This window comes from Prevotella sp. HMSC077E09 (genome assembly GCF_001814685.1).
Classification (GTDB): Bacteria; Bacteroidota; Bacteroidia; order Bacteroidales; family Bacteroidaceae; genus Prevotella; species Prevotella oris.
In genome coordinates, this window is sequence record NZ_KV817484.1 from 23524 (window position 1) to 36682 (window position 13159).

Annotated in this window: 10 protein-coding genes and 1 pseudogene; 2 read left to right on the top strand and 9 right to left on the bottom strand. The window is 40.9% G+C overall.

Annotated features, from left to right (window positions below; all coding sequences use genetic code 11):
• Both HMPREF2983_RS00305 and HMPREF2983_RS00310 read left to right on the top strand, forming a co-directional pair.
• Entirely contained in the window at positions 1-1929 is a 1929-nt protein-coding gene (locus tag HMPREF2983_RS00305) for an NAD(+) synthase (protein WP_070665547.1), read from the top strand.
• 88 nt (positions 1930-2017) lie between these two features.
• Positions 2018-2689 (top strand): hypothetical protein, encoded by a 672-nt coding sequence (locus HMPREF2983_RS00310; RefSeq protein ID WP_070665549.1) that lies wholly within the window; start codon positions 2018-2020, stop codon positions 2687-2689.
• Positions 2690-3173: 484 nt separating this feature from the next.
• On the opposite strand, the pseudogene HMPREF2983_RS00315 reads toward HMPREF2983_RS00310, so the two are convergent.
• From HMPREF2983_RS00315 to HMPREF2983_RS00355, 9 genes and pseudogenes are all read right to left on the bottom strand, one after another.
• Positions 3174-3411 (bottom strand): annotated as a pseudogene (locus tag HMPREF2983_RS00315) (hypothetical protein).
• Between the two features lie 436 nt (positions 3412-3847).
• On the bottom strand, positions 3848-4942 hold the full coding sequence (gene gmd, locus HMPREF2983_RS00320) for a GDP-mannose 4,6-dehydratase (protein WP_070665551.1): 1095 nt from the start codon (positions 4940-4942) through the stop codon (positions 3848-3850).
• 7 nt (positions 4943-4949) lie between these two features.
• A complete protein-coding gene (locus HMPREF2983_RS00325) occupies positions 4950-6017 on the bottom strand; it encodes a mannose-1-phosphate guanylyltransferase (RefSeq protein WP_070665556.1) in 1068 nt (355 codons plus the stop codon).
• A 273-nt stretch (positions 6018-6290) separates the two neighbouring features.
• The gene (locus HMPREF2983_RS00330) at positions 6291-7337 is read right to left on the bottom strand and encodes a zinc ribbon domain-containing protein (protein WP_070665559.1); all 1047 of its coding nucleotides are present in this window, start codon (positions 7335-7337) and stop codon (positions 6291-6293) included.
• A 26-nt stretch (positions 7338-7363) separates the two neighbouring features.
• Positions 7364-8062: a glycoside hydrolase family 25 protein gene (locus tag HMPREF2983_RS00335; RefSeq protein ID WP_026285982.1), complete on the bottom strand. Its 699-nt coding sequence runs from the start codon at positions 8060-8062 to the stop codon at positions 7364-7366.
• 56 nt (positions 8063-8118) lie between these two features.
• Positions 8119-8814: a hypothetical protein gene (locus HMPREF2983_RS00340; RefSeq protein ID WP_070665560.1), complete on the bottom strand. Its 696-nt coding sequence runs from the start codon at positions 8812-8814 to the stop codon at positions 8119-8121.
• 18 nt (positions 8815-8832) lie between these two features.
• Positions 8833-10062: a Na+/H+ antiporter NhaC family protein gene (locus tag HMPREF2983_RS00345; RefSeq protein ID WP_083316614.1), complete on the bottom strand. Its 1230-nt coding sequence runs from the start codon at positions 10060-10062 to the stop codon at positions 8833-8835.
• Between the two features lie 72 nt (positions 10063-10134).
• Positions 10135-11631, bottom strand: a complete 1497-nt coding sequence (locus HMPREF2983_RS00350) for a UxaA family hydrolase (RefSeq protein WP_070665562.1) — start codon at positions 11629-11631, stop codon at positions 10135-10137.
• A 25-nt stretch (positions 11632-11656) separates the two neighbouring features.
• Positions 11657-12721, bottom strand: a complete 1065-nt coding sequence (locus HMPREF2983_RS00355) for a substrate-binding domain-containing protein (RefSeq protein WP_070665563.1) — start codon at positions 12719-12721, stop codon at positions 11657-11659.
• Positions 12722-13159: the final 438 nt, after the last annotated feature.

The following is a 13159-nucleotide window of genomic DNA, read 5'->3' on the forward strand; positions in this document are numbered from 1 at the left end:
ATGAATTACGGATTTATCAAAGTTGCCAGTGCCATACCTTCTGTGAAGGTGGGCGATGTGAAATACAATACTTTGCAGATTGAAAATCTCATAGTACAGGCTGAAAGTCGTGGAGTTGAGATTATTGTTTTTCCAGAACTGTCTATAACAGGTTATACCTGTCAGGACCTCTTCCGTCAGACCCTTCTGCTTGATGCCACGGATACAGCAGTGATGATGCTTCTTGATTTCTCGCGTAAGCTGAATGTCATTTCCATTGTTGGTGCTCCAATCCTTGTCGGCAATCTGCTTTTGAATTGTGCCTTAGTTATTCAGCAAGGTGAAATCCTCGGCATTATTCCAAAGACTTATCTTCCAAACTATAATGAGTTCTATGAGAAACGATGGTTTGCCTCATCACAGGATTTGCGTCCTACGGAAATTCGGTATGCAGGTCATAAATTACTTGTCTCTGCAGATCCAAAACTCTTTGTTACCTCTCAGGGGGTAAAATTTGGTGTTGAAATTTGTGAAGATGTGTGGGCTCCTATTCCCCCAAGCAATCGCTTGGCGCTTTCGGGGGCAGATATTATCTTTAACCTTTCGGCAACTAATGAACTGATTGGTAAGCACAAATATCTCAAGAGTCTGTTGGCCCAGCAGAGTGCACGGATGATGAGTGGTTATGTTTATAGCAGTTGCGGATTTGGCGAGAGCACTCAAGATGTGGTATATGGAGGCAATGCACTCATTTATGAAAATGGTGTGTTGTTAGCTGAAGGAGAGCGCTTTTCCCTTACTCCTCAGTTAGTAGTGTCGCAGATTGATGTGGAGCGTCTTCGTGTCGAACGTTCTAATAACACAACATTTGTCAATGCCCAGCGCCAGGGGGTAATGAATGGCAGCGAAGTCTGGTGCCACGGCATTGATGTCAAGACCGATTTTTGTTTAGAACGCACCATTGATCCTTGTCCATTTATCCCCCAAGATGACGGATTGACGACTTCCTGTGAGGAGATATTCAATATCCAAGTGCTTGGCTTAGCTAAACGATTAGTGCACACCGGTTGCAAACATGTTGTATTGGGGATTAGCGGCGGACTTGATTCCACACTGGCCTTGTTGGTATGCATCCGTACATTTGATAAGTTGCAGATGGATCGCAAGGGAATCATTGGGGTCACGATGCCTGGCTTTGGAACAACAGATCGCACCTATCAGAATGCAATTCAATTAATGGAAAGCCTGAATATTACAATTCGCGAAATTCCGATAGCCAAGAGTGTCACGCAGCATTTTGAGGATATCGGCCATGATATGACTATTCATGATGTAACTTATGAGAACGGGCAAGCTCGCGAACGAACGCAAATACTGATGGATTTAAGCAATCAGGTCGGTGGTATGGTGATTGGCACAGGCGATCTTTCGGAGCTGGCTTTAGGCTGGGCCACTTATAACGGTGACCATATGAGCATGTATGGAGTCAATGCAAGTGTGCCAAAAACATTGATACAGTATCTCATGCGTTATGTGGCGACAACAATGTCAAGTAGGGTTTCTGATATCCTTATGGATATAATCGACACCCCAATCAGCCCGGAACTGATACCTGCTGATGCGGACAATACTATTTGTCAAAAGACAGAAGACCTTGTAGGCCCCTATGAACTGCATGACTTCTTTCTCTATTATTTCCTGCGTTTCGGTTTTCGGCCACGCAAAATATTCATGTTGGCACAGAAAGCATTTGCAGGTCATTATGATGACGAGGTGATTAAGAAATGGCTGACAACATTCTGTCGTCGTTTTTTCAGTCAGCAGTTCAAGCGTAGTTGTTTGCCTGATGGTCCGAAAGTCGGCAGTGTCAGCCTTAGTCCGCGTGGTGATTGGCGCATGCCGAGCGATGCAACGAGTGCATTGTGGTTAAAGGAATGTGAGGAGCTTTGATGCATGTCAGGTTTTGCATATCATTATCTTGATGTGTAGTTACCCCCCGCGCGCTTTCGGTATTATAAACTAATTAAAATTTTACACAATGAAAAAGTATCTATTACTATTATTGGCTTTTGTATTTCTAACTTCGACAAATTCTATTGCGCAAAAATTTGAATGTATGGATTTTATTTCTAAACAAGCAAAATGGAATGCAATGAAAAAAAGTAGCAATAAGAAATGGGCAAAAGAGGCAATAAAACTATTCCCACTTAATTTGGATGGAGATATTTATTATAAGTATACCGTGTTTAATAATTGCGATATGACTATAAAGGAAATGACGAAAAGAAGTGATGGCTTCTTAAAATCAATTCTTAATTTAGAAAAAGGTGCAGAAATAAAGATAGACACGATTAATAATATTTGCTACGGTGAAGGGAAATGGGCAAATGTGGGGCAGGTCATAGGACTTTATAATGCAACTATTATACATGCTGAATTAAAAATAAGAATAAAGATATATAAAGATTCTCTAACTTTTGAAACAAAAGTACCTCATTATATTTTAGGCGCATTTGATTTATTCAAAAATGGGGCAGAATCAAATTTAATTTCTCCTAAAGATGTGTTCCCAGCAAATCTTAATGGTGATCATAAAGAATCTTATTCACAGGCATTTATTAACTGCAACGCATACTCCTACAATATAATGTCATCCTTTTTATCTTACTTAAATAAACATAATGACGATAAAAACATTGATACTTGGTAATAATCACCCAACAATATAGGTTTTAATTCAGTCACTTCAACATTCTCCCACAGCACCATCATCGGACACGCCCACCTCATCTGATAGTACCTCCCAGACCATCCAAGCGTATCCCCTCTACCCCCTCGTTCTCTCCCGTTTTATCTCTTTTCCCCCATTTACATCTCCAAAACACAGCAAACTATCTGATATTGCGCTATTTAATAAGGTGAAGTTTAGAAAACGGGTGGCATTTAAGGGGGCTATCGACACTAAAAATATACCTATCTTTGAAAAAGTGGTATCTTCCCCCTTGTATCGCCCCCTCTCAAAACCTACTTTACTAACCCCAGTTATCGAAAAAACTAACCCCACTTTTTAACCCCACCCTTACCCCCAGTACCTAAAATTACTCCAAATTCCACGAAAAAGGGGTGATAAAACCACCCTGATTTTACCACCCTCTCTAACGGTGTTTTAATGCTGTTCTAAGCCTTTTTCTTCCTTAGTCTTTATACGTTGCCCCAGAACCGCCAGAAATGAGCGTAGATTGCTTTATTACAGCCCGTTTCAATAACGGTGCCATTACCCGAAAGTCCTGTGTGAAGCAAGTAATTACGCGTCGCCCCAACCTGTTCCGCTGTGAATACCGTGTAAACCGCCAATATGCTGCTAAAATACCAATCTTTCCGTTGTGTATTTTCTAATCCATGCGTCAAATGTACGTGTATAACCTTTGCCATAATCTTTCTTTCTTACGAATACAAATATACTAAATAATTATTATATAGAATAAAATGGCATATATTTTTTCAAAAAAACTGCAATAAAAAAGAGCAGATAACATATCCACCTGATTTTATCCATCAGCCTCAATACAACTCCTTTATAACCTGATTAAACCTTATTATAAACCTATTCAGCTTCACACGTGCCAAAATTAAATCTGAATTAAATCAAATTAAAGTAAATCAAACGTTTCGTTTTACGGAAGCTTAACTATAAAATAACCATAACTCTTTGTGTATAAATGATTTTCTGTACTTTTTAGTTTCAGTCTAACATGTACGCTTCGAATTGTTCCCTATATAGTTCGGGCTAAAGAAACAAAATAAAAAAAACGTATATCCCATGAAAGATATACGTTTTTTATATTCAAGTATGTCTGTAATCTTACAGCTATTTGACAATACCTTTCTCCAAATATTCAGCCAAATTTGTTCTTACTTTTTCAGCTGCACCTTCAGAAGCAACCTTGGACATGTCGCTGTCTACCATAAGATTGACTAATTCCTCGAAGCTGGTTTTGCTGGGGTTCCAGCCCAACTCTGCCTTTGCCTTGGTGGGATCACCCCACAAGTTTACTACATCTGTAGGGCGATAGAAGTCGGGACTGACTTCTATCAGCACTTTACCCGTTGCTTTGTCAATGCCTTTTTCGTCCATTCCTTCACCTGTGAACTCTAATTCTATGCCTACACGTTTGAAAGCATAGTAGCAGAAATCTCGTACGCTATGTTGTACGCCTGTTGCTATGACAAAGTCCTCCGGCTTATCATTTTGCAGGATAAGCCACATGCACTCTACGTAATCTTTGGCATATCCCCAGTCACGCAATGAACTTAGATTTCCTAAATAAAGTTTCTCTTGCTTTCCTTGTTTTATCCGGGCAGCTGCTAATGTAATCTTTCTGGTAACGAAAGTTTCTCCACGGCGTTCACTTTCATGGTTGAACAGGATGCCTGAACAGCAGAACATGTTGTATGCATCACGGTATTCACGTACAATCCAGAAACCATATTGTTTGGCAACAGCGTATGGACTGTAAGGATGGAATGGTGTGTTTTCATTCTGTGGAACTTCTTCTACCTTACCATAAAGTTCTGATGTACTTGCTTGATAGATGCGACAGCTGTCTGTAAGTCCTAATTGGCGCACGGCTTCCAGCACACGTAATACGCCAACTGCATCCACATCAGCAGTGAATTCCGGTGAGTCAAAGCTTACCTGTACATGGCTTTGTGCAGCCAGATTATAAATTTCCGTAGGTTGAACTTTACCGATTACTCCAAGTATACTCATAGAATCTCCTAAGTCTGCATAGTGCAAATGGAAATGGGGGCGGCCTTCAAGGTGGGCGATTCGTTCGCGGTAGTCTACTGATGATCTGCGAATTGTGCCATGAACTTCATAACCTTTCTCCAAAAGGAATTCGGCCAAATAGGAACCGTCCTGTCCTGTAATTCCTGTTATAAGTGCTACTTTTCTATTCATTTTGCTTTTATTTTTGCTCAGAAAACTGCTTGATGCGCTGCTCTTCTGAAAGTTTGCAGATTAATAAACGGTTGTCATTCTCGGCAATGATATAGCCATCAAGCCCTTGTATAATAACTTGTTTTTCGCTCATCGTGTGGACAATGCAATTGTGAGAATCATATAAACGAATGTCATTGCCAATCAAGCTGTTTCCATAAAGATCTTTTTTACTTTGTTCAACTAAGCTTCCCCAAGTGCCAAGATCGCTCCAACCAAAGTCAGCAGGGCATACGAATATCTCTTCAGCCTTCTCCATAATGGCATAGTCTACAGAGATGTTCTCGCATTCCGGATAGCATTTATCAATGTTTTCCTGTTCTTCTGGAGTGCCATAGATATGTTCCATGCCTTCAAAGACCTTGGATATCGCAGGCTGATATACTCTGAAAGCATTGACTATTGTACTGACACTCCAGATAAATACACCTGCATTCCAGAAGAAATTATTCTGTTGAATATACTTCTTTGCTGTTTCAATATCTGGTTTTTCCCGGAAAGAATCTACACGGAAAATCTCTTTGTTACGTGGAGAGGATACCGATAAATCAGCCTGTATATAGCCGTAGCCCGTCTCCGGACGATTAGGTTTCATACCTAATGTTACGATAGCATCGGTTTCGCCAGTGAATTTCAGACATGAAGTGATGACACGCTGAAATTCAACGGTGTCAGTAACAATATGGTCACTGGGCGTTACAACAACATTGGCTTTGGGATTCTTTGATTTAATTCGCCAGCTGACGTATGCAATACATGGAGCCGTATTGCGTCGACATGGTTCTAACAAAATATTTTCTGTAGGAATATCTGGCAACTGCTCACGACAGAGCTCTAAGTATTTTTTATTGGTTACTATCCATATGTTTTCAGGTAAACATATGCCTTGAAAGCGGTCATAGGTCAATTGGAGCAGAGAACGGCCTACTCCAAGCACATCAATAAACTGCTTGGGGCATTCTGTTGTACTCATGGGCCAGAAGCGACTGCCTATGCCTCCGGCCATGATAACTATGTGATTTCTTTTATCTGTCATTTTATTCATAATATTATTCTGCCTCAAAATTACATAATTTCTTTAAAATATACAAATGATATTGATTGAAATTAGCTGCGACTTAGACTTGGCATATTGCACATGGCGTATTAACCTTCATTTTATGTGCACGTTATCTGCATTTCTAATCTGCATCAGATCATCGGGTAATCTATGTCATTTTAGAACGCAATCTGCGTCAAATCATGAGACGATTTGACGCAGATTGAAAACTTGTATGCGATAGATTGATTATCAATATGATATATTGCTTTATTCAACAATCTTCACCATGTTGAATGAACTGATTTTATCATCGGGACTGACTTTGGCATTAATACGGAAAAGACTCTTCCCATTCTTTGATGTATCCTCGAATTCCTTTGTCTGAACCGCAGAGAATTTTACCGTATATTCATATTCTCCTTCGCCCACTTCTTTCTTGTCAATGGCATAATCATTATTGATGTGCCAATTCATGTTGGTCATATCGTCTTTCCATATCTTGTCGAGGAAGGTCGCAACGTCATTCTTTGTAGCGTCAGTTTTACCTAAGAAAGAAGTCATAAGAGTCTCACATGTATTTGTCAGTGCTATTTCATCACGTGAGTTTATGCTCTGGAAGAAATGGCGGAACAAGCTACTCAGCATTTGTTTCTCCTCCGGTTGGATAGTCTTGGCATTCAGACTTTTAATGCCGTCTTTAGCCTCGTCCACGTGCTCTCCGTTGGGATGATCCTGCAGATAGGTGTTGTAAGAATCCAATGTGTTGGTTGTTGATACGGTAGCCCAGTCGATAGAGTCAATCTTATGCTCGGCTTCAGCCTTGTGAGGAGAGTCGGGATGGTTGGCAATATAAGCTTCAAGAAGCGATTTTGAATTGCTCACCAAGGCGTTGGTCCAGTCTTTATCGCCTTGCTGTAGCATAAACAGGTGGGCCTGTATGCTGTCGACATGAGCTTTAGGTGCATCGGTGAAAGTGTCAAGATAGGCCTGCAACACGGCTGGATCGGCCGATTTCATGGCGTATTCATATTCACTTTGTTCTTTACTGACCTGTGCATCACGATAGAAATAGAAGATTAGTCCACCGGCAATCAAAGCAATCACAAGACAGATAATAAGTACGTTTTTCGTGCCATTTTTCTTGTTTTCTTCGTTGGAAGATTGCGGGTTGTCGCTCTTCTCTGTGGGTGGGATAGGGGGAGGTGGCGTTGCTGCAGGTTTTATTTTCCCTGCAATTTCCACACCACATTTAGGACAAAATGGAGCCTTGTCACTGACAGGGTTTCCACATTCCGGGCATTTTATTATAGCCATATTGTTCAGTTTGTTATTTGTTATGATTAGTGTTTGAATTTAATTTCACGCAGGCTGTGCTTATCCATAAAGCGACTTTTGTCCACATATCCATTGACGCCATTGATTCTTCCTTTACCGGTGTATTGCCATATGGTGTAGTCGCGATCATCTGCCAATACGGGTATGCGTTGCGTGTATTGTGCAATCATCAGCTTGTAATCGTCAATTTTCCCTAATAGATAGTTGTTGTAGAAGTTGACAAAGGTGTAGAGTAACGGCTTCTGGTTATAAGCTTTCTCGACCATATGAAGGAACTTGAACAGAGAATCGCAGAATTCTTCAGTGCCAAGTCCGCTCTTCGTCTCAATATCTATCATAGGAATTAAATCCTGTTCGCTTGGACGACACTGTGTCATGAAATTGAGTAATTGTTTGTTGAGATCGGTTTTGGGGCGGAAGAAATGGTATGAACCCACTTTCAGCCCATATTTATGAGCCAGTTCGATATTGCTTTCGTATTTATGGTCAATGCGATCACCGCCCTCGGTTGCTTTCAAATAGACATAAGCCATCTTTGAATTGTCTCCCACAGTCTCCCAGAAAACATCTCCTTGATAGTGGCTTAAATCAATCCCATGTACGTGGGTGCATGTGTCTTCACACTGAATGTAGTTTTGAGCATTCATGACCATGGATGTGAAAAAAGTAAAGAAGGCTATTGAATATAATTTTTTTAATCTCATATTTGCAAAATTACAGCAAAAGCCTATAATGACAAAATAAATTAATTATATTTTGCTTATTCTTCAATCTCAGAAAGACTGCGTGAGAAATTCAACAGAAAATTACTGGTTGTTTCAAGAGGGGCATAATCCATATAGCGCATACTACGTCGCAGGTTTCGCCGTAATAGCTTCTGATTGTTATGTACAAAGACACTGTTCCCTTGTCTGAAGTGCCATTCTTCTGTGTCTTGTTCAATGTTGCAGATAGATCGAAGCGTCAGTTTTATAGCCTTTCTCTCTATTTGTTTTACGAATGGTAGTTCTTCTTTGTCAAAGCCGAATAGGGCTATCAGAATATTCCCCTGCAGTTGTGCAAAGCGTGAAATATGTAGTTTGGAAAGCCAACGCTCCAATTTGATAAAGTCAACTTTGTCCCCACGGGAGCGGAGATATTGTCCCAATTGTATGATGCCACGCACAGGAATGCCATGGTTCATTGTTGCGTTGACATTGGCAATGATGATGCGGAGCAGATAGATAGTCTCAATAGAGGAGTCTGCAGCTTGTGATTCCGCTTTTTGAATTTTCTTCAATCTCTTGTTCAGCAGCGGATTTGATAATGTCACTTCTCCCGCTGGCATGTCGGCAATATTCTTCATTAATGCCATAAGCTTCTTCATTTTGAACCTTGACATGGGTTCCTGTTCTTCCTTGGTTTGGAAGTTATCAATCCTGAGTTTTGTAAAGAGATTGCGTTGAATGATATTCATAGTGTGGTGACCTGTTATTTAAGAAAATCTCTTGGGGTATCGTAACATGATTGACATGAAGGCAGCAAAGCCTATTGCCATGGGATAATAAAGATAAGGAAGAATTTGGATAGGGCTTACTCCTGACAGACCGGCTGCCAACAACATCTGCACACCATAGGGGATAAGACCTTGAACGCAGCAGGAGAAAGTATCCAAAATACTGGCAGCTTTTCGATTGTCTACGCCATATCTATCACCTATTTTCTTGGCAATGGAGCCTACGGTCAATATGGCAACTGTATTGTTTGCGGTGCAGATATTGACAAAAGAGACAAGAGTCGCTATGGCAAGTTCGGCACCACGCTTTCCATTTACCTTATTGGTAATCTTGTTGATGATGTAATCAATGCCGCCATTCTCGCGGATAATTTCAAGCATACCGCCAGCCATCATCGCTATAATGACGAGTTCACCCATGCCTAATACACCGTCGCCCATTGCAGCAAACCATCCATATATGCTGTAAGTACCGGTGGCTATGCCAATGACTCCACAAAGAAAAAGACCTAAGGTCAATACAGCCATGACGTTCATTCCGGCAATTGCTGCTATCAGAACAAGGAGATAGGGGAGTATCTTGACGTATTCTACGGGTGGCACTGTTGCCGGTATGCTGACATTGGCTCCTAAAAAGAAATAGATGACAAGGATAATCAGGGCAGCAGGAGCTACAATCATTGAGTTTACATGAAACTTATCCTTCATCAAACAGCTTTGTGTCTGCGTTGCAACAACTGTAGTGTCGGAGATAAATGACAGATTATCGCCGAAATATGCGCCTCCGACAATCACAGCAGTCATCATAGCTACATTGAAATCTGTTGAGTGTGCCACGCCCGCTGCTATTGGAACAAGTGCAACAACGGTGCCGACACTCGTGCCGATAGATATGGAAATAAAGCACGCTGCAAGAAAAAGGCCGGGCAAGAGCATTGTACTTGGCAGGTAATTCAGTGTGAAATTGACGGTAGCATCAATGGCTCCCATGCTTTTAGCCGATGCAGCAAAGGCACCGGCTAATACATAAATCCAGAGCATGAGCATAAGGTTACTGGCACCGGCACCACGACTGAAGGTGTCAATCCTTTTCTTTATTGGCAGTCCTCCCGATATAATGATGGCATAGATGCTTGACAGCATGAAGGCAACAGAGAGAGAAAGATTTGGTTCGTTCTTCTCTTTGTCAACCGAATAGATTGTAAACATCAGGATGAATACAATCAATACAAATAGTGGCGATAGTGCCAGAAGTCCTTTTTTCGTGCTCAATTTTAATTGTTATAATGTTACACCATTCTTGAATATGGCAATTTCTCTGTATCCATTCATCTCGTTTTTCACTTTCTCTCCATTTGCAGTAGCGATAACCTTGTCTATGAAATCATTTCGAAGAGTCAGCATGTCGACACCTTCCACAAGTTTTCCCGCATTAAAGTCAATCCAGTTCTGCTTTGATTTGAAGAGTTGTGAGTTGGTACTTATTTTCATTGTAGGCACGAAAGTGCCGAATGGAGTGCCACGCCCTGTTGTGAATAGAACCATTTGGCAGCCTGAAGCAGCCAATGCTGTTGATGCAACCAAGTCATTTCCTGGTGCAGAAAGCAGGTTAAGCCCATTAGTTTTCAAACGTTCTGCATATTCAAGCACACCGCTGACAGGTGCATGTCCGCATTTCTGTGTACAGCCTAAAGCTTTATCTTCAAGTGTTGATATACCACCTGCCTTGTTTCCCGGGGAAGGGTTTTCACCTACAGGCTCACCATGACTGAGGAAATATTCTTTGAAATTATTAATCAGATGAACCGTTTTTTGAAATAAATCAGCTGTCTGACAACGGTTCATGAGAATGGTTTCGGCCCCAAACATTTCCGGTACTTCTGTGAGAATAGTTGTTCCTCCCTGTGCTATCAACCAGTCAGAGAACTCTCCTACGAGTGGGTTTGCTGTTATTCCGCTGAAGCCGTCACTGCCACCGCACTTCAAACCGATGCGGAGTTTGCTGACAGGGACTTCTTCACGTTTGTCTTGAGCTGCTGTTTTATATAGCTTTCTCAAGATTTTCATGCCTTCTTCTATTTCATCTCCCTCCACACGTTGGGTCACAAGAAGCTGTATTCGTTCTCTGTCATAATCGCCCAACATCTTCATAAAGTCCTCGGGCTGATTGTTTTCACATCCCAATGATAGCACTAAAACAGCTCTGGCATTAGGATGTAGGCAGATATCGCGAAGCACTTTACGTGTGTTTTCGTGGTCGTCTCCTAATTGTGAACAGCCATAATTATGGTGCCAAGCGTGTATGGCATCAACACCTTTGAGCTGAGTTTCCTGTTCAAGTTGACGGGCAAGGCGTTCTGCAATGCCATTTACACAGCCAACAGTCGGTACAATCCATATTTCATTTCGAATGCCAACCTCACCGTTCTTACGCATAAATCCTTTGAAAGATCTGTCTTCCTGTTCTATAGAAAGTGGCTTTATCGTAGGATGATATTCATATTCCAGCGTACCGGAAAGGTTCGTCTGTATATTGTTCTCATTCACCCATTCACCGGCTTTCAAATTCTCTTTGGCACGACCAATAGGATATCCGTATTTGATAATCGGTTTATCTTTGGGCGTATCACATAGAAGGATTTTGTGACCGGCAGGAGTATTCCTAAGTGCTTGAACAGCATGGTTGCCGATTTTGATTTCTTCGCCCGCATTTATTGGTCGCAGACAGACAACAACATTGTCGCCTTTGTTGATTTGTAAATAAGCAGTTTGTTTCATGTAGATTGTTATTAATGAGTTTGTTTTATAATTGTGTACGTCTGTAAAAATCGATATTCTCTTTCATAATCAACTCTATGGGCATGTAATTCACAGGCTGAATCTTTTTCTTAAGCACAATAACTCTGAACAGCGCATCAATACAAGAGTAGCCCTGCATATAAGCATGCTGTGCAATCAGAAACGAAATATTCCCTTTGCGCAGGCTCTCTGCATTTCTGGCTACCATGTCATATCCCATAATCTGGATGTCATTGCGTTGGGTTTGCAAAAGAAATTCACCAACGAGATATGCTTTGGAGTTGAATGTTATGCAATGGTGTGTGTGGGGATGATGCGTGAAATAATCCTCCAAGATTGTAGAATGTTCCTCTTTGCTGCAATCGAGTGGGAGATTGACTTCAATGATCTTAACCTGTGGAAAGAACTTTTTCATGTAGTTGCGGAAGCCTACTTCGCGGTTAGCCTGCTGCGTACTGGTGACATGTCCATTCTTGATTTGCTTCATCAGCATGATTTCCTGTTGGTCGAAAGCTTTCATCATCAGCACTTTTGCAGCGAAATATCCACTGCTGAAAGAGTCTTGCCCATAGAATGAAAGCGGCTTGAGCTCCGGCATGTAAGAGTCCAACATGATGAAAGGAATGTTGTTTTCGTGTAGGGCTGTCGTAAAATCACGTGTGATTTCAAGTTCTGCAGGAACGACAACCACACCGTCCGGATGTTGGTTAAGGCATTCTTCGCTTTTCGCCCTGAACGAAGCATCATTGAAACGCTCGTAATAAATGATTTTCATGTCAATGTGGAAGTCGCGTCTGTACTCCACAGCCTTGGCTGCACCTTCCTCAATTTCTTCCCAATAAGTTTCCTCTTTATGACTTGGAATGAAAAGATAGAAAGTATAAGATTTGTTATATGCCAGGGCACTTGCATACATATTAGGCTGATAGTTCATTTCTTCAAGGGCCTTTTCAACCTTTTCCCGGGCGGGTGCAGAAACGTTGGGACGATCGTGAAGCACACGGTCTACGGTACCGACCGATACTCCTGCTCTTTCAGCAATGTCTTTTATTCTGATTTTTTCAGTCATAGTTTTATTTTGTTTTGAAAGATGAATAGTTCACTTATCATAGAGATTATATAATGCAAAGAGCTACTTTTTTTCTTTGCAAATATAGTAATTAAAGTTGAATTGTGCGAACACACAGCAAGATTTTTCTTGAGAAAGTTTGCTTGTTTTAAGTAGATATTAATAAAAAAGTGTATAATTCATATCTATTTCAATAACATCCTAAAAAAAAGACTTTTCTTCTTATTTTATTCATTTGTATAGAGTTTTATTGTTCCTGTCATACTATGACTCAAGTATACCTATTTACGTAAAAACCTCTAATGAGATACGTATGTGATATGGTCAATTCCGTTTGAACCCAAAAGCGCAATTTTAATAGTTTCAAACCGGTAAATCTTCTTTGGATAGAAGGGATAAGTTGAATGGCTTTTCCATAGATGACGAAAACCCATACAA